21 protein-coding genes are annotated in these 20,008 nt (G+C 68.7%); 8 read left to right on the forward strand and 13 right to left on the reverse strand.

Annotated features, from left to right (window positions below):
* The first annotated feature begins 110 nt into the window (after positions 1-110).
* Positions 111-281 carry a DUF3117 domain-containing protein gene (locus tag RCP37_RS06040; protein ID WP_308486042.1) on the forward strand — a complete coding sequence of 57 codons (171 nt, stop codon included), beginning with the start codon at positions 111-113 and terminating at the stop codon, positions 279-281.
* Positions 282-284: 3 nt separating this feature from the next.
* On the opposite strand, the gene glgA is transcribed toward RCP37_RS06040, so the two are convergent.
* Complete coding sequence (gene glgA, locus RCP37_RS06045) at positions 285-1,445, reverse strand: glycogen synthase (RefSeq protein WP_308486043.1); 1,161 nt, start codon at positions 1,443-1,445, stop codon at positions 285-287.
* Positions 1,446-1,574: 129 nt separating this feature from the next.
* Here glgA and glgC point away from each other — a divergent pair, with 129 nt between their 5' ends.
* Entirely contained in the window at positions 1,575-2,789 is a 1,215-nt protein-coding gene (gene glgC, locus RCP37_RS06050; protein ID WP_308486044.1) for a glucose-1-phosphate adenylyltransferase, read from the forward strand.
* Positions 2,790-2,849: 60 nt separating this feature from the next.
* Here the strand turns inward: glgC and RCP37_RS06055 are convergent, their stop codons facing one another.
* From RCP37_RS06055 to RCP37_RS06085, 7 genes are all read right to left on the reverse strand, one after another.
* Positions 2,850-4,223, reverse strand: coding sequence for a DUF2599 domain-containing protein (locus RCP37_RS06055; RefSeq protein ID WP_308486045.1), 1,374 nt, complete (start codon positions 4,221-4,223; stop codon positions 2,850-2,852).
* A gap of 97 nt (positions 4,224-4,320) precedes the next feature.
* Positions 4,321-5,001 carry a methyltransferase family protein gene (locus RCP37_RS06060; protein WP_308486046.1) on the reverse strand — a complete coding sequence of 227 codons (681 nt, stop codon included), beginning with the start codon at positions 4,999-5,001 and terminating at the stop codon, positions 4,321-4,323.
* A gap of 19 nt (positions 5,002-5,020) precedes the next feature.
* Positions 5,021-5,695 carry a methyltransferase family protein gene (locus RCP37_RS06065; RefSeq protein ID WP_308486047.1) on the reverse strand — a complete coding sequence of 225 codons (675 nt, stop codon included), beginning with the start codon at positions 5,693-5,695 and terminating at the stop codon, positions 5,021-5,023.
* Between the two features lie 10 nt (positions 5,696-5,705).
* Positions 5,706-7,349, reverse strand: coding sequence for an ABC transporter permease (locus RCP37_RS06070; protein ID WP_308486048.1), 1,644 nt, complete (start codon positions 7,347-7,349; stop codon positions 5,706-5,708).
* Entirely contained in the window at positions 7,346-8,251 is a 906-nt protein-coding gene (locus tag RCP37_RS06075) for an ABC transporter ATP-binding protein (RefSeq protein WP_308486049.1), read from the reverse strand. Before RCP37_RS06075 ends, RCP37_RS06070 begins: the two co-directional genes overlap by 4 nt.
* Positions 8,241-8,876, reverse strand: a complete 636-nt coding sequence (locus RCP37_RS06080) for a TetR/AcrR family transcriptional regulator (protein WP_308486050.1) — start codon at positions 8,874-8,876, stop codon at positions 8,241-8,243. The genes RCP37_RS06075 and RCP37_RS06080 overlap by 11 nt, the downstream gene beginning before the upstream one ends.
* Before the next feature lie 82 nt (positions 8,877-8,958).
* Positions 8,959-9,621: an O-methyltransferase gene (locus tag RCP37_RS06085; RefSeq protein WP_308486051.1), complete on the reverse strand. Its 663-nt coding sequence runs from the start codon at positions 9,619-9,621 to the stop codon at positions 8,959-8,961.
* A 192-nt stretch (positions 9,622-9,813) separates the two neighbouring features.
* Between RCP37_RS06085 and sigE the strand changes: the two genes are divergently transcribed.
* The 4 genes from sigE to tatB all read left to right on the forward strand — a co-directional run bounded on the left by sigE (position 9,814) and on the right by tatB (position 13,178).
* A complete protein-coding gene (gene sigE / locus RCP37_RS06090) occupies positions 9,814-10,614 on the forward strand; it encodes an RNA polymerase sigma factor SigE (protein WP_373693111.1) in 801 nt (266 codons plus the stop codon).
* 173 nt (positions 10,615-10,787) lie between these two features.
* Positions 10,788-11,195 carry an anti-sigma E factor RseA gene (gene rseA / locus RCP37_RS06095; RefSeq protein ID WP_373693112.1) on the forward strand — a complete coding sequence of 136 codons (408 nt, stop codon included), beginning with the start codon at positions 10,788-10,790 and terminating at the stop codon, positions 11,193-11,195.
* An 87-nt stretch (positions 11,196-11,282) separates the two neighbouring features.
* Positions 11,283-12,782 carry a serine protease HtrA gene (gene htrA, locus RCP37_RS06100; RefSeq protein WP_308486054.1) on the forward strand — a complete coding sequence of 500 codons (1,500 nt, stop codon included), beginning with the start codon at positions 11,283-11,285 and terminating at the stop codon, positions 12,780-12,782.
* A 12-nt stretch (positions 12,783-12,794) separates the two neighbouring features.
* Positions 12,795-13,178 (forward strand): Sec-independent protein translocase protein TatB, encoded by a 384-nt coding sequence (gene tatB, locus RCP37_RS06105; RefSeq protein ID WP_308486055.1) that lies wholly within the window; start codon positions 12,795-12,797, stop codon positions 13,176-13,178.
* 35 nt (positions 13,179-13,213) lie between these two features.
* On the opposite strand, the gene RCP37_RS06110 is transcribed toward tatB, so the two are convergent.
* The 4 genes from RCP37_RS06110 to RCP37_RS06125 form a co-directional block, all read right to left on the reverse strand.
* Entirely contained in the window at positions 13,214-14,368 is a 1,155-nt protein-coding gene (locus tag RCP37_RS06110; protein ID WP_308486056.1) for an Mrp/NBP35 family ATP-binding protein, read from the reverse strand.
* A 49-nt stretch (positions 14,369-14,417) separates the two neighbouring features.
* Positions 14,418-15,740: a lytic transglycosylase domain-containing protein gene (locus RCP37_RS06115; protein ID WP_373693113.1), complete on the reverse strand. Its 1,323-nt coding sequence runs from the start codon at positions 15,738-15,740 to the stop codon at positions 14,418-14,420.
* Between the two features lie 126 nt (positions 15,741-15,866).
* Positions 15,867-16,385 carry a DUF1003 domain-containing protein gene (locus RCP37_RS06120; protein WP_308486057.1) on the reverse strand — a complete coding sequence of 173 codons (519 nt, stop codon included), beginning with the start codon at positions 16,383-16,385 and terminating at the stop codon, positions 15,867-15,869.
* Positions 16,382-17,680: a magnesium transporter MgtE N-terminal domain-containing protein gene (locus tag RCP37_RS06125; protein WP_308486058.1), complete on the reverse strand. Its 1,299-nt coding sequence runs from the start codon at positions 17,678-17,680 to the stop codon at positions 16,382-16,384. The genes RCP37_RS06120 and RCP37_RS06125 overlap by 4 nt, the downstream gene beginning before the upstream one ends.
* Positions 17,681-17,704: 24 nt before the next feature.
* On the opposite strand from RCP37_RS06125, the gene RCP37_RS06130 reads away from it, so the two are divergent.
* Positions 17,705-18,676 carry an HpcH/HpaI aldolase/citrate lyase family protein gene (locus tag RCP37_RS06130; protein ID WP_308486059.1) on the forward strand — a complete coding sequence of 324 codons (972 nt, stop codon included), beginning with the start codon at positions 17,705-17,707 and terminating at the stop codon, positions 18,674-18,676.
* A gap of 95 nt (positions 18,677-18,771) precedes the next feature.
* On the opposite strand, the gene RCP37_RS06135 is transcribed toward RCP37_RS06130, so the two are convergent.
* Complete coding sequence (locus RCP37_RS06135; protein ID WP_308486060.1) at positions 18,772-18,975, reverse strand: DUF4190 domain-containing protein; 204 nt, start codon at positions 18,973-18,975, stop codon at positions 18,772-18,774.
* Between the two features lie 476 nt (positions 18,976-19,451).
* On the opposite strand from RCP37_RS06135, the gene RCP37_RS06140 reads away from it, so the two are divergent.
* The gene (locus tag RCP37_RS06140; protein WP_046284653.1) at positions 19,452-19,979 is read left to right on the forward strand and encodes a YflT domain-containing protein; all 528 of its coding nucleotides are present in this window, start codon (positions 19,452-19,454) and stop codon (positions 19,977-19,979) included.
* The last annotated feature ends 29 nt before the right edge of the window (positions 19,980-20,008 follow it).

The raw sequence follows: 20,008 nt of genomic DNA on the forward strand, positions 1-20,008 counted from the left end.
GAGAATGGCAGAGTGAATTTGCAGTTCGAAGCCGGACGCTGCGACTGCCGTGCACACCCGGCGCAGATCATGGGCACGGCTTGCGGGCTGGTACCTGGAGGGAGCACTCGATGGCGGCGATGAAGCCCCGGACCGGCGACGGTCCGTTGGAAGCGACCAAAGAGGGGCGAGGCATCGTAATGCGAGTACCGCTTGAGGGCGGTGGACGACTGGTCGTCGAGTTGACTCCCGATGAGGCCGCGGCGCTCGGCGACGAACTCAAAGCCGTCACCGGCGGCTAGGGGCTAGCGGCCCGCCTGCCGGTAGACCGCCAAGGTCTGCTCGGCCACCCGCGCCCAGGAGAACACCTCCTCGCAGCGACGCCTGCCGGCGTCGCCGTAGCGTTGCGCACGGGTCGGGTCGGTGATCAACGCGTTGACGGCGTCGGCGAGGTCGGCGTGATAGCCGTCCGGGTCGGCGTCGTCGTAGTGGACCAGGGTGCCGGTCTCGCCGTCGGTGACCACCTCAGGGATGCCGCCGACGTCGGAGGCGACCACCGCGGTGCCGCAGGCCATCGCCTCCAGATTGACGATACCCAACGGCTCGTAGACCGAGGGGCATACAAAAACCGTTGCTGCCGAGAGTAATTCGCGGATCTGCCGGGCGGGCAGGGTCTCGTGTATCCAGAACACCCCGCTGCGGGTGGCGGCCAGATCGGCCACGGCGGCGCTGACTTCGTCGGCGATCTCCGGTGTGTCCGGGGCGCCGGCGCACAACACCAATTGCGCGTCCGGGTGGAACCGGTGGGCGGCGGCCACCAGATGCGCCACCCCTTTCTGGCGGGTGATCCGCCCGACGAACGCCACCATCGGCCGGTCGGGGTCGACACCGAGTTCGGCTGGCATCGAATCGGCACCGGTGGGCTGTGGACGCCAGACGTCGGTGTCGATGCCGCTGTAGATCACGTGCACGCGGTCCGGGCGCAGGTCCGGGTAGACCCGCAGCAGATCCTCACGCATGGCCGAGCTGACCGCGATGACCGCGTCGGCGGCGATCGTCGCCTCCTTCTCGGCCCATGACGAGACCCGGTAGCCGCCGCCCAGCTGCTCGGCCTTCCAGGGGCGTAGCGGCTCCAGCGAATGCGCGGTCAGCACATGCGGGATGTCGTAGAGCAGCGCCGCCAGCCGGCCGGCCAGCGCGGTGTACCAGGTGTGGGAGTGGGCGACATCGGCCGTGCTGACGGCGTCGACCATCGTCAGGTCGGCCGACAGTGTCCCCAGCGCCGGATTGGCGTCGCGCAGCGCCGGATCGGGCTGATGCGCGTGCGCGCCCGGCCGGGGCGCCCCCATGCAGTGCACGTCGACGTGGCACAGCCGTCGCAGCGCCTCCACCAGGTTGGTGACGTGGACGCCCGCGCCGCCATAGATCTCCGGAGGGTATTCCCGAGTCAGCATCGCCACCCGCATAACCGGCACGGTAGCGGTCGCCGATTATCGGCCGTGCAGCGGATCGATCGGTGATTTTTTTGTAAAGAACGTTCGCCAATCGTGCGGTCAACCTGGCAGGGCTTCGAAGGGGCCGATAGGTTTGTGGCCATGAGGGAAGCGCCGCATGTGCTGGGCATCGTCCTGGCCGGTGGGGAGGGCAAGCGGCTGCACCCGCTGACCGCGGACCGCGCCAAACCGGCGGTCCCCTTCGGGGGTGCCTACCGGTTGATCGACTTCGTGCTGTCGAATCTGGTCAATGCGCGCTACCTGCGGATATGTGTTCTGACGCAGTACAAGTCGCATTCACTGGACCGGCACATCTCCCAGAATTGGCGGTTGAGCGGCTTGGCGGGGGAGTACATCACCCCGGTGCCAGCCCAGCAGCGCCTCGGCCCGCGCTGGTACACCGGGTCCGCCGACGCCATCTACCAGTCGCTGAACCTGATCTTCGACGAGGACCCGGACTACATCGTGGTCTTCGGGGCCGACCACGTGTATCGGATGGACCCCGAGCAGATGGTCCGCTTCCACATCGCCAGCGGGGCCGGGGCGACGGTCGCCGGGGTGCGGGTGCCGCGCGCGGAGGCGTCCTCGTTCGGTTGCATCGACGCCGACGAGTCCGGCCGGATCCGCGGCTTCCTGGAGAAGCCGGCGAACCCGCCTGGCACACCCGACGATCCGGCCAGCACGTATGTGTCGATGGGCAACTACGTCTTCACCACCAAGGTGCTGATCGATGCGATCCGCGCCGACGCCGACGATGACCACTCCGACCACGACATGGGCGGCGACATCATGCCGCGCCTGGTGGCCGACGGCATGGCCGCGGTCTACGACTTCTCCGACAACGAGGTGCCCGGGGCCACCGAGCGCGACCGCGGCTACTGGCGTGACGTCGGAACCTTGGACGCGTTCTACGACGCGCATATGGACTTGGTCTCAGCGCACCCGGTGTTCAACCTGTACAACAACCGCTGGCCGATTCACGGCGCGACCGAGAATCTGGCGCCGGCGAAGTTCGTCAACGGGGGCTCGGCGCAGGAATCGGTGGTGGGCGCCGGCAGCGTCATCTCAGCGGGCTCGGTGCGCAACTCGGTGCTGTCGTCGAATGTGGTGATCGACGACGGCGCGATCGTGGAGGACAGCGTGATCATGCCCGGGGCTCGGGTGGGGCGCGGCGCGGTGGTGCGGCACGCGATCCTGGACAAGAACGTCGTGGTCGGCCCCGGCGAGATGATCGGTGTCGACCTGGAGAAGGACCGGGAACGGTTCTCCATCAGCGCCGGCGGTGTGGTGGCCGTCGGAAAGGGCGTTTGGATCTAGCTAGCGGCGATCGCAAGCCCGGCGGAGCCGGGCGCTGCGGGTCGCCGCCATCGGGCCGGGCTAGAACGGTTCTTCGGCGCCGCCGGGGTTGCAGCCGTTGGCGAGCAGGTTCAGCGAGCTCACGTCCGGACGCCACGGCTCCAAATTCCAACTGGTTTTGCCGGGTTGGATGAACTCCGCGAACTGCCAGTGGCACAGGAACTGTGCGCGCATGCCGGCGTTGTTGGCCTCCGGGTTGCGCTTGACGACCTCCGCCCAGGCCTGCTCGCCCTGGCGCAGCGTGCCGGGTTCACCGGCCTCGGTTCGGCCGGTCTCGGTCGGATAGACACGCAGGCTGGTTCCGCCGTCGTAGGTCACCCACTGGGTGTTCGCGACGTACGGCGCCGCGCTGATTCCCGCGGCCCCTAGGAAGCCGCCGGACCCGCCCAGGCCACCCGCGCCGCCTTCACCGCCGAGGCCGCCGTCACCGCCGCGGCCGAACAACAGGCCACCCGCGCCGCCATCGCCGCCGGCGCCGCCGTTCTCGGCCTCGTCGCCCTCACCGCCGACGCCACCGTCGCCGCCACGGCCCAGCCACCAGGCCCCGGCGCCGCCGACTCCGCCATCGCCGCCGACGTCGCCCTCAACACCGCTGCCCCCGGCGCCGCCGGTGCCACCGGTGCCCAGCAGCATGCCGATTCCCACGCCACCGGTGCCACCCTCGGCGCCCGCGCCGCCGGCACCGCCCGCACCTCCCAGACCCATGAACCAGCCGCCGGCCCCGCCGTCGCCGCCGGCGGCACCGGCACCGCCCAGCCCGCCTGCGCCACCGTTGCCGAAGAATCCCGCGTCGCCGCCGGCACCGCCGATGCCGTCGATACCCACGAGGCCGGCGCCGCCGTCGCCGAACAGGAATCCGCCATCACCGGCGTCGCCGAACCAGCCCCACTGACCGAACAGGCTGGTGTTGACGCCGTCGAACCCGTCGATGCCGTCGCCGATCAGATCGCGACCGAACAGCGTGGCAAACGGTGCGTTGATCAGGCCGAGGCTGAGCTCGCCGAATGGGCTGGAAATCCACTGCTGCAAACCGGCGTGCAGGGGTGCGTAGATGTATTGGTTCACCAACTCGGCGGTGTCGAGTGACTGGTTCGGGCCCGGCAAGGCCAGTAACGCGTCGATGACGTCGGAGAACAGCTTGTTGGTGGCCGGATCGAGGTTGTCGGTGAAGGACTGGACCAGCGCCATCAGGCTGCCGAGGTCGAGTCCGCCTGCGGCACTGCCCGCGACCTCCACCGGCGCTGCGGCGTCGAGCAGCCAATCCCAGTCCGCCTGCGCGGGGGCGGCGGCCAGCATCGGGGTGAGGCCGACGACCAGGGCACCTGCTGCCGCAGCGGCCGTCCGGGCGGGGCAGAGAACACGACCACCGTTGCCGCCTCGCACGCGTGAGCGCATCGCCACCGACCTCCCTGAGTCCCGCTAACAGCTAGAGCTCAGGGAACTATAAGTCAATTGTGTGCCCCGCGGTATCTGAGCGAGCCGGGAGTCGCAACTACCAGAGGTAGGGCAGCAAACGATAGCGGACCTGGTGGGTGTATTCGCGGTATCCGCTGAGCTCCCGGGCCAGCAACTGCTCCTCGTCGAGGATTCGCACCAGCAGGATGGGCACGCTGATCACCGTGCCGGCCAGTCCCCAGTACGAGCCGAGCGCCAGCGCGAGACCCGCCATGGTGACCAGCAGGGAGAAGTACATCGGGTGCCGGACCAGGCCGTACATGCCGGTCGAAATCACCGGCTGGTTGTCCTCGATGGTGATGTTGGCCGCGGCGTAGCCGTTCTGTACGACGGCCAGGATCCCGAGACACAGTCCGATGACCACCACGACCTGGCCCAGCACCGACACCGCCGTGGGCACCGCGGACCAACCGAAGCGGTGATCCAGTGCGCTGACCAGGAAGACCGAACCGAATACTGTGATCAGGGCGGTGCTGGCCAGCTTCTGCGCGGGCCGGGTTTCGGCCTTCGGTCCGCCCCGCAGCCGCCGCCGCAGCACCTCCGGGTTGGTCAGGCCCCAGTAGATGCAGCACGCGGTGCTGATGACGGCGTAGACCGCCAGGAACACCCAGGCCTGCCAGTAGTGGAAGGTGCCGGCCGGCCAGAACAACAGCAGGCCGTAGACGACCGCCGCGATCAGCCCGTAGCCCACGCCTTGACCGATTGCCTTGACGTTCACGCGCGTCTCCTTCGGCGTCTCACCACACATACGGCAGCAGCCGATAGCGCACCCGCTCGGTGTACTCGCGATATCCGGGCAGCGCGTGAATCAGCAACTGCTCCTCGTCCAAGATCCGCAGCACCAGCACGATCAGGCCGGGCACCAGAAACAGCAGTCCCCAATAGGAGCCCAGCGCGAGCGGGACGCCGATCATCAATGCGACGTTTCCCGTGTACATCGGGTGGCGCACCAGCCCGTAGAGGCCGGTCGAGACCAGCGTCTGGTCGGCCTCGACCGTGACATTGGCGGCCGCATAACCGTTCTGGATCACCACCACCATGGCGAGCACCAGCCCGACCGCCACCAGGGCATCGCCTAGCAGGCAGACCGCCGTCGGGACCGTCGACCAACCGAGGCGGTGATCGATCACGCTGACGACGAACATGGCCGGAAAGCAGATGAAGATGACGGCGATGACGATCCGCTGCAGGGGTCGTGTCTCGGCCGTCGGTCCGAAGCGCATCCGGCGCTCGAGTGCGGCCGGATTGGTGCGCATCAGGTAGACGCTGGGAATCCAGGTGGACGCGGCGAACACCGCGAGGAACACCCAGGCCTGCCAGTAGTGCAGTGTTCCGGCAGGCACGAACAGCAGCAGTCCGAAGGCGATCAGGCCCAACGTTGCGGAAAACAAACCCTTGCCAATTGTTTTCACGTCATCCTCCTCACGTCGTGAGATCTCTGCGTCGGAAAGCCTGCAAGCCCAGGCCGATCAGTGCGGCGTCGATGGTCAACAGCACGATCAGCGGCACGACGTGGAACGTGCCGTCCGCGACCACCGGAATGTGGGCGAACGGTTCGAGGTCGAGCACCCACTGCGGCAGGCCGGAGATGGAGCCGAGCAGATACAGCGCGACGAACCCGGTCAGCACCGCCCACGCGGCGGGCGCGATTCTCGGGACGAGCCCGAACAAGGCGACCGCCACGGCCGCGGGCAACCAGACCGCCGGCAGTTGCACTGCGGCGCTGCCCACCACCGCGGGCAGTTGCCCGCCGATGTCGCCGGCGGATGCTCCGTAGACGATTCCGGCTACCAGTCCGGCGGCCAGCATCGCGAACGTCGAGCCGGCCAGTGCTGCCACCAGATGGCTGGCCAGCCAACGGTTTCGCGACAGCGCTCCGGCCAGCAGCGTCTCGGCGCGCGTCGCGGTCTCCTCCTGGTGCAGCCGGAGTACGAGCGACACCGCGAAAGCGGCCGCGACCATGCCCAGCATGCTGAACGCCACCGCGACGAATGCGTGCTCCAGCGCGGCGGTCCCGCCGAGCCGGATGACGATGTCGCGGGCGCGGTCGCTGCCCACCTCGTCGCCGATACCGTGCACCACGCTGCCGACCAGCAGGCCGTAGAGCACCAGGCCCGTCGTCCACAGCAGCAGCGCCCCGCGGTCGAGCCGCCACGCCAGGCCGAACGCACCGCCCAGTGTCGGCGCCGCCCGGCGCGGACCCGGGCGATCGGCCAGCAGCCCGGCGCCGACATCACGACGGGCCGCGAGTTGGTAGGCCAGCCAGATGAGCGCGGCGGTCGTCGCCAGGTGCAGCAGCAGCACCCACCAGCGGTCACCGGCGTACGGCCGAACCTGCAGGGACCAGCCCAGCGGCGACAGCCACGACAGCCCACCCGATCCCGCATCACCCACGGCGCGCAACGTGAAGGCGCCGGCCAGCACGCCGAATGCGGCGCCGCGGGCGAAGCGGGCGCTGGGCGAGAGCTGGGCGGCGACCGCGGCCACGGCGGTGAACACCAGCCCGGAGCAGGCCAGTGCCGCCCCGAACGCGCACGATCCGGCTGCCGGCACCTCGGTCGTCAGTAGTCCCGCCGCCCCGATCACACCGGTGGCCACCGACGCGCCGGACGCCAACAGCAGTGCGCCGGTCAGCCCGGCGTAGCGGCCTACCGCGGTCGAGTCGATCAACTCGGTGCGGCCGGTCTCCTCGTCGGCGCGGGTGTGCCGGATGACGGTCAGGATCACCGCTACCGCGATGAGCAGGTGGAAAATCCCGGCCTTCCAGATGCCCACCGCGCCGAGGGAGTCGTTGTAGACCTGGCCGTACATCGCGCGTTGTGCCGGGCTGGCCATGATGGTGGCCGCTAGGCCGGCGCGGTCGGCGGCAGTGGGATAGATCGCCTCGATGCTCGCGATGTAGACGCTGGCCAGCGGCAGCGACAACAGCAGCACCCACAGCGGCAGCACGATGCGATCGCGGCGCAGGCACAGCCGCAACAGTCCCAGCGTGCCAACAAGATTCGAGCCGACCCGGCGGTGTTGCGGGGACGCGGGCTGCGCGACGGCGGTGCTCGCGGTGGTCATGCCCGGACCGTGTCGTAGTGACGCAGGAACAACTCTTCGAGCGTGGGCGGCTGGCTGGTGAGGCTGCGCACGCCGGCAGCGCCGAGCACCGCGATGAGCTCTGCGAGGCTGGAGCTGTCGACGTGGGCGTGCAGTACGGTGCCGGTGTAGCGCACGTCCGCGACGCCAGGGATACGGGTCAGATCACCGGGGTTGCGCATGAGATCGGCCTGAATCGACGTGCGGCGTAGGTGCCGCAGGGATTCCAGTGCGCCGCTTTCGACCACGCGCCCGGCTCGGATGATCGTCACCCGCTGGCACAGCTTCTCGGTCTCGGCCAGGATGTGGCTGGAGAGCAGAACGGTGGCGCCGCGCCGGCTCGCCTCGGCGACGCACTGCTGGAAGACGTTCTCCATCAAGGGATCCAGTCCGCTGCTTGGCTCGTCGAGCACGAGCAGTCGGGCGTGCGAGGAGAAGGCGGAGATCAGGGAGACCTTCTGGCGGTTGCCCTTGGAATAGGTGCGGGCCTTCTTGCTGGGGTCCAGGTCGAAGCGTTCGATCAACTCGTCGCGGCGGCGCTCGTCGATACCGCCGCGCATTCGCGCCAACAGATCGATGATCTCGCCGCCGGTCAACGACGGCCACAGGGTGACATCGCCGGGCACATAGGCGATCTCGCGGTGTAGCTCGACCGCGTCGGTCCAGGGGTCGCCACCGAGTATTCGCACGGTCCCGCTGTCGGCCTTCACCAGGCCCAGCAGGACGCGGATCGTGGTGGATTTGCCGGCGCCGTTGGGGCCGAGGAAGCCGTGCACCTCACCGCCGTAGACGGTCAGATCCAGTCCGTCGAGCGCCTTGACCTGGCCAAAGCTCTTCTCCAGGCCCCGGATTTCGATTGCCGGCCAATGGTTGTCAGGTCGCATCGGTTCCCCCTTGTTCGGTCGCCAGGAAGGCGTCGTACATGGTGCGGTCGGTCATCAGGCCCTCGGTGTACAGCTCGAGTGCGGGTAGGACCATGTCGCGGGCGTAGTCACGCAACACAGCGCGCAGATCGGTTGGGTTCTCGTGCATCTGCAGATACAGCAGGAATCCGCCGCCGTTGTTGATGGCCAGGAAGCGCGCCCGGGCTTTCGGGTCGCGGCTGGGTTTGAGCGTGCCGGCGCGTACGCCCTCATCGAGATAGCCCTCGGCGTTGTCGATCATCCTGCGCCACAACGTGTCTGCCAGATCGCCGCCGGCCTGCATACTGCGGACAAGGTAGGCCATCATCGACGCATAGGACTCGATCTCGGCCATCGCGGCGAACCAGGTTCCCGGGTCGGCCGAGCGCATCGCCTCGGATTTGCCGCTGCGGATCTCTTCGGCGACGAACTCGTCGCAGGCCCTGCGCAGCCCTTCCTTGGAGCCGAAGTGGTGGATGACCAGAGCGGCACTGACTCCGGCGGCCTCGGCGATCGCCCGGATGCTCACGCTGAAACCGTGCCGCCCGAACTGGTCGATGGCCGCATCGCGGATTTTCGCCGTAGCCGTCAGGTCCGCTGAACGCATGTTCAGTACACTAAACACGCGTTCAGTCGGATGTCAAGACCTCTAGGCCCGCACGTTCGCGGGGAACTACTCGCCGGGGGAACTAGTCGCGGACGGCGGCCAGCAGGCCGTCACCCAGCGGAATCAGCGCCGGGGTCAGCCGCTCGTCCACGGCGATCAGTCGGGCGGCTTCGCGCACCGCGAGCACCTCGGCGTCGTTGGCCGTCGGATCTCCAGCCCGGCCGCCCAAGGCGGCCCGGTGCACCACGACCACGCCGCCGGGCCGCAGCAGCCGCACGGCCTCCAGCACGTATTCGGGCTGGTCGATCGGGTCGGCGTCGACGAACACCAGGTCATAGGACTCGTCGGCCAGTCGGGTCAGCACCTCTTGGGCGCGGCCGCTGATGAAGCGGGTCCGGCCCGGACCGATACCGGCATCACCGAACGCCTGCTTGGCGGTGCGCTGATGTTCGGGCTCGATGTCGATCGTGGTCAGCACCCCGTCTTCGCCCATACCGGACAGCAGCCAGAGTCCGCTGACGCCGGCCCCGGTGCCCACCTCGACCACCGCCTTACCGCCGCTGAGCTTGGTCAACAGGCTCAGTAGCGCCCCGACCGCGGCGCTGATCGACCCGACGCCGATCTCACCGGCCCGGTCGCGGGCGGCCGCCAACACCGCGTCCTCGGTCATGGAGTCCTCGGCGTGCGCCAAAAGTGCGTCGGCTCGACTGCGCGGCTCCCCGGGAGTGTCGTCGGTGCTGGCCATGTCCGCAGCGTAGGACAAAGCCGTTTGGGCCCGCGCACCGGCGCGCCCGCCCGACACGCCCGGGCCGGGGGCCGTGTCCGAACTGTTACCTGGACGTATAACCGCAGTGCTCGACGTATTCGAACACAGGTTCACAGTCGGCGTTCAGTGACAGCACAGAGCTGACATACAGCGATAGGCAACGGTATCGGCATGGAACGAGGTATGAACCGGCCTCGAGACGCTCGGAATACGAGGGGCCCGTTGCGCGTTGAGCGCGATAGTGCGCTGCCGTCGCCTGACGGCGGCCCTGAGCTGGAGGACGCAGCCATAACAGCCATGACCACTTTGCTGCCCCCGGTCGCCATGTCGCACCCGACCACCCACTCGGAGCGTTACTCCGACACCGACTGGGTCGAGTCGACCGAGGAGCCGCAGGGCACTGCGGTGTTCGATGCCACCGGAGATGTGGCAGCGATGCCGTCTTGGGACGAATTGGTGCGCCAGCACGCCGACCGGGTCTACCGGCTGGCTTACCGGCTTTCCGGAAACCAGCAGGACGCAGAGGATCTCACCCAGGAGACCTTCATCCGGGTGTTCCGGTCGGTGCACAATTACCAGCCCGGAACCTTCGAGGGTTGGTTGCACCGCATCACCACGAACCTTTTCCTGGACATGGTGCGCAGGCGGGGCCGGGTCCGCATGGAGGCGCTGCCGGAGGATTACGACCGGGTGCCCGCCGACGAGCCGGACCCCGAGCAGATCTACCACGACGCGCGGCTGGATCCCGACCTGCAGGCGGCGTTGGACTCGCTGGCGCCGGAGTTCCGGGCCGCGGTCGTGCTGTGCGACATCGAGGGTCTGTCCTACGAAGAGGTCGGCGCCACCCTTGGCGTGAAGCTGGGCACCGTGCGCAGCCGCATCCACCGGGGCCGGCAGGCCCTGCGGGACTATCTGGCCGCCCGAAGCGCCCAGCGTGACGGTTCCGCCTTCGGCGGTGTCGCGGCCGGCTGAGCCTCGGCCGACGGTTCAGCGAGGCTCGACGCAGGAGAGGCGAAGCTGGGACCGGCGCGTCAACGCGGCCTCGGGTTCCGCGTCTGTGCGCGGTATCGCGCTACATTCTTATTGGGCCTTTATTCGGCTCGATCGAGTGCTGATGTGGGTATGCGATGGGAGAGGAGTCCGGTGTGACGGACCGCGGAGGTGTCTTCCGTCGCGCGTTCTCCTGGCTGCCCGCTCAGTTCGCCTCGCAAAGTGACGCGCCGGTCGGTGCCCCGCGGCAGTTCGGATCCACCGAACACCTCTGCAGCGAGGCGATCACCGCCTACGTCGACGGCGAGCTGCGAATGAACGCTCACCTGCGTGCGGCCCACCACCTGTCGCTGTGTCCCGATTGCGCGGCCGAGGTGGAATACCAGGGCCGGGCACGCTCGGCCCTGCGCGATTCGCATCCGATCCGGATTCCCTCCGCGCTGCTCGGACTGCTGGCCCAGATCCCCGATTCCCCGGCCGATTGTGCGCCTGACGAGCCCACCAGGCCGATGCCTGCCCGGTTCGACGACGGCAAACCTCAAGAACGCCGCAAACGTCGGTAAGGTGGATCTCCAGCGGCGTCAGCGCCCGGTGATGCTGTGCTCGCGGAGCCTGGAAGCGCCCCAGGGCTGGACCCGGAAGAGGAATAGGTGAGCTCCAACAACGAGAACGCCGGCGGTAACCGCTTGGCTCCGCGACCCGTTTACCGGCCCCCTGTGGACACTGCGTCCAAAAAGGCTTTCGGCCGGCCCGACGGAGTGCCTGGTTCTTTCACTCCGGCCGACGTACGGCCCAAGAAGTACCGCGAGCAGGGCGAGTTCACGCCACGTGACCTGCCGCCGGACCCAGTGCTCAAGGAGGCCTTCAGCCGGCCCTACGGCACCGGTCCCTCGTTGCAGCGCCATCCCGCCGACGCCGGTGCGCTGGGACGCAATGGCAAACCGGAAGGCTTGGAAGACACCGGTGACCCGTGGCGTGACCCCGCCGCCGGTGCCGCGCTGGGCGCGCCAGCCGTGGTCCCGCCCGCACCGCGGGCAGCCGGCGAGTCCGGTGGCCGGCTCGGCGTGCGCGACGTGCTGTTCGGCGACCGCATCTCCTACCGTGCGCTGGCCACGTTGGCCGCGATCGCGCTGGCGATCGGCATGGTCGGCGGCTGGGTCGGACGTACCACCGCACAGGTCGTCGAGGCTTTCACGACCTCGAAGGTGACGCTGTCGACCAAGGGCAACGCCGAGGAGCCGGCCGGGCGGTTCGCCAAGGTCGCCGAGGCCATCGCCAACTCGGTGGTGACCATCGAGTCCGTCAGCGACGACCAGGGCATGCAGGGCTCGGGCGTTGTCATCGACGGCAAGGGCTACATCGTCACCAACAACCACGTCATCTCCGAAGCCGCCAACAACCCCAGCAAGTTCAAGACGACGGTGGTGTTCAACGACGGCAAAGAGGTGCTGGCCAACCTGGTCGGCCGCGACCCGAAGACCGACCTGGCCGTGCTCAAGGTCGACAACGTCGACAATTTGTCGGTGGCCCGTCTCGGGGACTCCGACAAGATCCGGGTCGGTGACGAGGTGATCGCGGCGGGCGCTCCGCTGGGTCTGCGCAGCACGGTGACCCACGGCATCATCAGCGCCGTGCACCGGCCGGTGCCGCTGTCCGGTGACGACTCGGACACCGACACCGTCATCGACGCGGTGCAGACCGACGCCTCGATCAACCACGGCAACTCCGGCGGTGCGCTGATCGACATGGATGCCCAACTGGTCGGGATCAACACCGCCGGAAAGTCGTTGTCCGACAGCGCCAGCGGCTTGGGATTCGCGATCCCGGTCAATGAGATGAAGACCGTGGCCGACGCGCTGATCAAGGACGGCAAGATCGTGCACCCCACGCTGGGCGTGAGCGCTCGCTCGGTCAGCAACGCCATCGCGTCCGGCGCGCAGATCGCCAACGTCAAGGTGGGCAGCCCCGCTGAGAAGGGCGGCATGCTGGAGAACGACGTGGTGGTCAAGATCGGTGACCGCTCCGTGGCCGACGCCAACGAATTCGTCGTGGCAGTCCGCAATCTGACCATCGGCAAGGAAGCCCCCGTCGAGGTGGTCCGGGACGGGCGTCATGTGACGCTGACGGTGACCCCCACCCCCGACGGTTAGAAGTCCGCCGAGATGTTCGCCAATGTCGGCTGGGGCGAGATGCTGGTCCTGGTGGTGCTCGGGTTGGTGATCCTGGGCCCGGAGCGGTTGCCGGGAGCGATCCGGTGGACCGCTGATGCACTGCGCAAGGCCCGGGACTACGTCACCAATGCCACCGACCAGCTACGCGACGAGATCGGTCCGGAGTTCGATGACTTGCGGGCGCCGCTGAGTGAATTGCAGAAGTTGCGTGGCATGACCCCGCGCGCCGCGCTGACCCGGCATTTGCTCGACGGCGACGATTCACTGTTCACCGCGGTCGGCTCGCTGGCCGCACAGCCTCGTCCGATGTCGCCGATACCGGCCGTGGTGCACGAGCCGGGTGGACCGGCTCCCTTCGACACCGACGCCACCTAGATCCGGAGATCGGGCGTCGCCGTGGGCCCAGCGGCTCAGCGCTGAGAGCCGCCGGTGTCCAGACCCAGCGACATCCCGACCAGTCCGCGCCGGCGGGTGGCCAGCTGATCGGCGATCTTGCGCAGCTCCTTGCCCGCCGCCGAGTCCGGCGAAAGCACCACCGGAGATCCGGAGTCGCCGCCGGTCACCATTTCGCTGTCGATCGGCACCTGGCCGAGCAGCGGCACATCCCGGCCCATCGCCCGGGTCAGCCGCTCGGCCACCCGCTCGCCGCCGCCCTCACCGAACAGGTGCATGGTGGACCCGTCGGGCATGGCCAGTCCGGCCATGTTCTCCACCACTCCGACAACCTGCTGGCGGGTCTGCAGGGCGATCGCCCCGGCCCGCTCGGCTACCTCAGCGGCGGCCTGCTGCGGCGTGGTCACCACCAGGATCTCGGCCGACGGCACCAGCTGGGCCACCGAGATCGCGATGTCGCCGGTGCCCGGGGGCAGATCCAGCAACAGCACGTCCAGGTCGCCCCAGTAGACGTCGGCGAGGAACTGCTGCAACGCCCGGTGCAGCATCGGGCCCCGCCACACCACCGGCGTATTGCCCTGGGTGAACATCGCAATCGAGATGACCTTCACGCCGTATCCGATCGGCGGCATGATCATCGAGTCGACCTGGGTGGGCAGGGCGGTGACGCCCATCATCCGCGGCACCGAGTGGCCGTAGATGTCGGCGTCGAGTACCCCGACGGACATGCCGCGTTCGGCCAGCGCGACCGCGAGGTTGACCGTCACACTCGATTTGCCGACCCCGCCCTTTCCGGAGGCGATCGCGTACACCTTGGTCAGCGAGCCCGGCTGGGCGAACGGGATGACCGGTTCCTTGGCGTCGCCGCGCAGCTGTTTGCGCAGCTCGGCGCGCTGCTCGTCGCTGAAGACATCGAGGCTGACCTTGACCGGTCCGGTGCCGGGCACGTCGTTGATCGCCGTGGTCACGTTGTTGGTGATCTCGGCTTTCATCGGACAGCCGGCAATCGTCAGGTAGATCGTGACGTGGACGCTGTGGTCGTCCGCGATCTCGATGCTTTTGACCATGCCCAGATCGGTGATCGGACGCCGGATGTCGGGGTCCAGCACGGTGCCCAACGCTGCATAGATGGCGTCGTGCAGGGCTGCAGTGTCATCGTGATTCTCGGACATCGCAACCGAGTCTAGGGCAGTGCGGCAGGGCCTTTGCCTGTGAGATACGTCAGGCCGGCGGGACGGCCTGCGGCCCATCCTGCGGTGCACCGGCCGGCGCCGGGGGCGGCGGGGCGCCCGGTACGTCCGGCGGGGCCGGAGCGACCGCGTAGGCCGGCATAGGCGCGGGCGCGACCTGCGGAGCCTCCGGAGGGCCGAAGGGAGCCGGCGGGACGCCGTTGGGCGGTGCGGGCGGGCCTGCCACGGCTTGCGGCTCCAGACAGATCATCCGGCAGGCCGCCGAGGGACGCGGCAGCTGTTGTTGTTGCTGTTGCTCGGGCGAGGTCATCCACGGTGGCAGCCACGGCAGGTTTGCCAGCTGGGTCTCCAAGCTCGGCTGACCCAGGTCGATCAGGGACGATTCGGCCGGGTGATCGAGCCGCGACATCCCGTGCAGGCTGAGTGATTCCGGCCCTAGCCCTTCCGGGTGTTCCAGGTGCTCCAGATGCAGGTCCGCGATCGGCGGTGCCGGGCCCACGATCGGCGGCAGGTCGACGGGAGCCACGCCGGTGGCATAGGCCGCAGCCCAACCCATCACGTTCTCCGCGTAGGCCATCGAGTTGTTGTAGCGCAGGATCGCGGTCAGAACCTGCGACTGTTCGCGCAGGTTCATCCCACCGCTGCACAGGTACCGCGCTGCCGCCAGCGTCGCGTCGTAGACGTTCTGCGGGTCCGCGCGACCGTCGCCGTCGCCGTCGGCGGCATACCGCGACCAGGTCCCGGGCAGGAATTGCATGGGGCCCAGTGCGCGGGCGTAGACCACCCGGCCTGGGGCGCTGCTGGCCACGATGACTTCGTTTCCGGGCAGGGTGCCGTCCAGCGCCGGCCCGTAGATCGGCTGCAGCACGTTGCCGCGCGCGTCGGTGGCCCCGCCGTTGGCGTGCCCGGACTCGATACGCCCGATCCCGGCCAGCAGGTTCCAGCTGATCCCACATTCGGGGTCGGCGACCGCCATCTGCCGCTCGGCGTTTTGGTAGGCCGCCAGCGCCGTCTTGGGGATCCCCAAGGTGCCCGGTGCATAGACGACGGCGGCCGGTGGTGCCGCCGGGGCACCCGCGGCCACGTGCAGATTCGGCTGCGAGCGGGGTACCGCGACGACGGAAGGGCCCGAGGAGCGGCCGGACGTGTGCACCGAAGCCGCCAGCGGGGTGATCGCAGCGTTGCGCAGCGGCAGAGAGGTCGACGGTGAGCGGGGCGTGGCGCCCACGGCGCCGGCGAAGACCAGCGGGGTGATGAACGCCAGGCCGAAGGCAGGTCGCAGGGCCGAACGGGCCGCCCGCCGCACCCTGGCAGCGCGGGACCCGCGCTCCGGTGCGCCGCCCCCTGTTGGCACTCGACCGCCCCTTGTCCGTCTCGGAAAGCCTCGGAAAGCCTGGTGAAACCGCTCGGGCTTCGTGAACTAGGTCACCATACCCAACACATGTCCTGCTGATGACCGTTATCTGGTCTGCGTCGCCTGTCAGGACGGCCGCTGTGGGGACTCCGAGGCAGTGGAGTCGGGCTCGGGCCGCAGGGACTCCAGCAGTTCCCGCACCCGCTCGAGTTCATGGTGCAGGTAGTCGCGAGTGGCGACTTCGCCGACCGCCAGCCGCAGCGACGCCAGTTCCCGGGCCAGGTACTCGGTGTCGGCTTTGGTCTGCGCGGCACGGCGGCGGTCCTCGTCCAAGCTGACCCGGTCACGGTTCTCCTGCCGGTTCTGGGCCAGCAGGATCAGCGGGGCGGCGTAGGCGGCCTGGGTGGAAAAGGCCAGGTTGAGCAGGATGAACGGGTAGGGGTCCCACTTCAGGCTGACCGCGTAGACGTTCAGCAGGATCCAGCCCACCACCAGCACGGTTTGAATGGCCAGGTAGCGCCCGGTGCCGAAGAACCGCGCCACCGATTCGGTGAACCGGCCCAGTGCGTCGGGATCCATGTTCAGGCTGGGCAGCCGTGAGGTGCGGGGCGTGGAGAGCCGCTGTGATGTCGAGCGGTCGGTCACGACGGCCTCCCGGCGAGTTTCGGCCCCAGGTCCGGCTCGGGGGTTTCGCGCCAATCATCGGGCAGCAGGTGGTCCAGCACGTCGTCGACCGTCACCGCCCCCAGCAGGTGATTCTGCTCGTCGAGCACCGGCCCGCAGACCAGGTTGTAGGCGGCGAAGTAGCGGGTCAGCTCCGCCAACGACACCTCCGGGTTCAACGCCGGCAGGTCGGAGTCGACGAACCCGCCGATGAGTTCGGCCGGTGGCACCCGCAGTAGCCGCTGCAGCGCGACGCAGCCCAGGTAGCGGCCGGTCGGGGTGGCGGTGGGGGCGCGGGTCACGAAAACCAGCGACGACAGCGCCGGGGTCAGGTCAGGGTCGCGCACCCGGGCCAGTGCCTCGGCGACCGAGGTGTCCGCGGTCAGTACCACCGGGTTGGTGGTCATCAACCCGCCGGCGGTGTCGGGGGAGTGCTCCAGCAGTCGGCGCACCGGATCGGAGTCGTCGGGGTCCATCCGCGCCAGCAGGGCTTCGGCTTCGGTCGGGTTCATCACGCCCAGCAAGTCGGCGGCGTCGTCGGGGTCCATCTCCTCGAGCACGTCGGCGGCCCGATCGGCGCCCAGCTGGCCCAGCACGACGGCCTGACGTTCCTCGGGCAGCTCCTGCAGGATGTCGGCCAGCCGCGCGTTGTCCAGCGCGTTGATCACCTCGTAGCGGCGTTTGGGCGGCAGCTCGCGGATGGCATCGGCGACCTCGATCGGTCGCCAGCCCTCGAATTGCTGCAGCAGTTGCGCCACGCCCTGCCCGGGCATCGCCAGCGCCGACGGGGTCAGGCCCTGCACGTTGTGCCAGTCCACGATGTGCACGGCGGCGCGCCGGCCCAATCGTCGGGAGTGCCGCACCGCGATCCGGGTCACCAGCCAATCGCGCGTACGGCTCTGTTCGATGGCCAAGTCGGTGATCGCCACATCGACGCCGGCCAGCTCGGGCAGCTCCGGGTCGGTGACCCGGACCTTGGTGTCCAGGACCTGACCGAGCACCAGTGCCTCACCGGGCCGCTGATTGAACTTGCGTAGGGAGACCGTTCCGGTGTTGAGGGTGACGGCGTTGGGCTCGATCGATGCGACCCGCAGAATTGGCACGAAGATGCGTCTGCGGGTGGGCAGTTCGACCACGAGTCCCAGGACACGCGGCTGCTGACGCACGATGCTGAGACTGACGACCACATCGCGGACCCGACCGACGGATTCGCCGAACGGGCCTAGCACCAGCATCCTCGCAAGTCGCGCTGCGTAAACCCTGTTGCTCGACGCCATGGTTGAAAGGGTAGGAGTATTTAGGTGACCAACGTGTATCGCCCCCGCCGTACTTGCCTGTCGGTACCTGGCAGCAGCCAGAAGATGATCGACAAGGCCAAGGGCCTGTCCGCAGACGAGGTCTTTCTCGATTTGGAAGACGCTGTCGCTCCAGCGGCAAAAGAGCAGGCCCGGACCCTGGTGGCCCAGGCGCTGACCGCGCGCGACTGGACGGCGCCGCTGCTCGGGGTGCGGGTCAACGACTGGACCACGCCGTGGACCCACGCCGACCTGATCGAGGTGGTCTCGGCGGTCGGTGCCGCCGGTACCCGACTCGATGTGATTGTGCTGCCGAAGGTGTCGGACGCCTCGCATGTGCAGGCACTGGATCTGCTGCTCACCCAGCTGGAGACCATCCACGGGCTGCCGGTAGGGCAGATCGGTATCGACGCCCAGATCGAGGACGCCCGCGGCTTGATGAACATCAACGCCATCGCCGCAGCGCCCCGGGTGCAGGCACTGGTGCTGGGACCGGCCGATCTGATGGCCAGCCTCAACACCCGCACCTTGGAGGTCGGCGAGCAGCCCGAGGGCTATACCGAGGGCGACGCCTACCACCACGTGTTGATGACGATCCTGGTGGCGGCGCGCGCCCACGGGGTCGCTGCGGTCGACGGGCCATACCTGAAAGTGCGTGACGTTGAGGCGTTCCGGCGCGTGGCGGGCCGCTCGGCTGCGCTCGGTTATGACGGCAAATGGGTGTTGCACCCCGACCAGATCGCGGCGGGCAACGAGATCTTCAGCCCGCGTCAATCCGAGTACGACCACGCCGAGCTGATCCTGGAGGCCTACGCGTGGCACACCTCGCACGCCGGGGGAGCCCGCGGTGCGGTGATGCTCGGTGACGAGATGCTCGACGAGGCCAGTCGCAAGATGGCTTTGGTGGTGGCGGGCAAGGGCCGTGCGGCCGGAATGCGCCGGGAGGCACCGCCGTTCACGCCGCCGACTTCGGCCTAGGCCGAGCGCCAGACACTGTGCTGGCCGCGAGTCGGAATCTGACGACGCGACACGCCCATGTTGCGTCGTCACATTCCGACTGGGCGCCGATTTTTCTAGTTTAGGGCGATCATCGCGAGAATGAGCGAGAGCGTCACGGCGACACCGCCTATCGCGGTTCCGGCCACTGCCATGCCGTGGCCGGCCTCGCCGGTCGACTTGATCTGGCTCAATGCCACGCCGCCGAGGATGACACCGGCGACCCCCAGCGGCCAGAACACCAGGCCGAGCAGCGAGACCACCAGGGAACTGACCGCCAAGACGTTGGTCTTCTGCGCCTGACCCGGATTGAAATAGCCGCCCGGATACGGCGTGCCGTAGCCCGGCGCCGGGTAACCGGGGGGATTGCCGTAGCCGGCGGGCGGGTATCCGGGCGGGCCGCCCAGTCCCGGGTACTCGCCCGGGGCGGGAGGGGTGGGCGGCAGATAACCGCCGGGCGGCAGATAGTTGCCGGGCGGAGGGGGCGGCGGGTAACCGCCCGCGCCCGGGTGCGGCGGGGAAATCCCGGCGGGGGGTAGCCGGGTGCCGGCGGGTAGCCCTCGAAGCTCGGCGGGTAAGGCCAGCCGCCCTGGTCGGGCGCGGGCGCACCCGGGTCCGCCCAGGGCTGGTCGGCATTGCCTCGTGGATTCTCGCCAGAATCCCCGCCGTGAGCTGTCATGCTGTTCAACCTAGCCGATGCGCCGCGACCGGCCTGTCGTCCGACAGCCGCTTCCCGGAGCGAGGAGAGAGAAATCCCATGACCAGCCCGTTCCAGCCCGGACAGACTCCCGATCCACTCGGCGCTGCAGGTGCGCCGGGGCGCCGTGATGTGGGCCGGCTGCCGACCCCGCCGAAAGGCTGGCCGATCGGTTCCTACCCCACCTACGCCGAGGCGCAGCGCGCGGTGGACTACCTATCGGACCAGCAGTTCCCGGTGCACCAGGTGACGATCGTCGGCGTCGACCTGATGCAGGTCGAGCGGGTCACCGGCCGGCTCACCTGGCCCAAGGTGCTGGGCGGTGGCGTGCTGACCGGAGCCTGGCTGGGCCTGTTCATCGGCCTGGTGCTGGGCATCTTCAGCGACAACCCGACACAGGCACTGGTGACCGGCCTGATCGCCGGGGTGTTCTTCGGTCTGATCACCTCATCGGTCCCTTACGCGATGGCCCGCGGTACAAGGGATTTCAGTTCAACCATGCAATTGGTCGCGGGCCGCTACGACGTGTTGTGCGACCCGCAGAGCGCCGAGCAGGGCCGGGATCTGTTGGCGAAGCTGACGCTCTGACTCTGCGTTGTTGCGTAGCGCGGTCAGGC

Origin of the sequence: Mycolicibacter sp. MU0102 (genome assembly GCF_963378105.1) — a bacterium.
In the GTDB taxonomy this organism is placed as follows: domain Bacteria; phylum Actinomycetota; class Actinomycetes; order Mycobacteriales; family Mycobacteriaceae; genus Mycobacterium; species Mycobacterium holstebronense.

What these genes read in the sequence shown, in the direction of transcription:
- RCP37_RS06080 (WP_308486050.1), bottom strand. Translation starts at nt 8,876, where the DNA reads ATGCGTTCAGCGGACCTGACGGCTACGGCGAAAATCCGCGATGCGGCC.
- glgA (WP_308486043.1), bottom strand. Translation starts at nt 1,445, where the DNA reads ATGCGGGTGGCGATGCTGACTCGGGAATACCCTCCGGAGATCTATGGC.
- RCP37_RS06070 (WP_308486048.1), bottom strand. Translation starts at nt 7,349, where the DNA reads ATGACCACCGCGAGCACCGCCGTCGCGCAGCCCGCGTCCCCGCAACAC.
- tatB (WP_308486055.1), top strand. Translation starts at nt 12,795, where the DNA reads ATGTTCGCCAATGTCGGCTGGGGCGAGATGCTGGTCCTGGTGGTGCTC.
- RCP37_RS06085 (WP_308486051.1), bottom strand. Translation starts at nt 9,621, where the DNA reads ATGGCCAGCACCGACGACACTCCCGGGGAGCCGCGCAGTCGAGCCGAC.
- RCP37_RS06040 (WP_308486042.1), top strand. Translation starts at nt 111, where the DNA reads ATGGCGGCGATGAAGCCCCGGACCGGCGACGGTCCGTTGGAAGCGACC.
- glgC (WP_308486044.1), top strand. Translation starts at nt 1,575, where the DNA reads ATGAGGGAAGCGCCGCATGTGCTGGGCATCGTCCTGGCCGGTGGGGAG.
- RCP37_RS06140 (WP_046284653.1), top strand. Translation starts at nt 19,452, where the DNA reads ATGACCAGCCCGTTCCAGCCCGGACAGACTCCCGATCCACTCGGCGCT.
- RCP37_RS06075 (WP_308486049.1), bottom strand. Translation starts at nt 8,251, where the DNA reads ATGCGACCTGACAACCATTGGCCGGCAATCGAAATCCGGGGCCTGGAG.
- RCP37_RS06125 (WP_308486058.1), bottom strand. Translation starts at nt 17,680, where the DNA reads ATGGCGTCGAGCAACAGGGTTTACGCAGCGCGACTTGCGAGGATGCTG.
- sigE (WP_373693111.1), top strand. Translation starts at nt 9,814, where the DNA reads ATGGAACGAGGTATGAACCGGCCTCGAGACGCTCGGAATACGAGGGGC.
- RCP37_RS06055 (WP_308486045.1), bottom strand. Translation starts at nt 4,223, where the DNA reads ATGCGCTCACGCGTGCGAGGCGGCAACGGTGGTCGTGTTCTCTGCCCC.
- RCP37_RS06110 (WP_308486056.1), bottom strand. Translation starts at nt 14,368, where the DNA reads ATGTCCGAGAATCACGATGACACTGCAGCCCTGCACGACGCCATCTAT.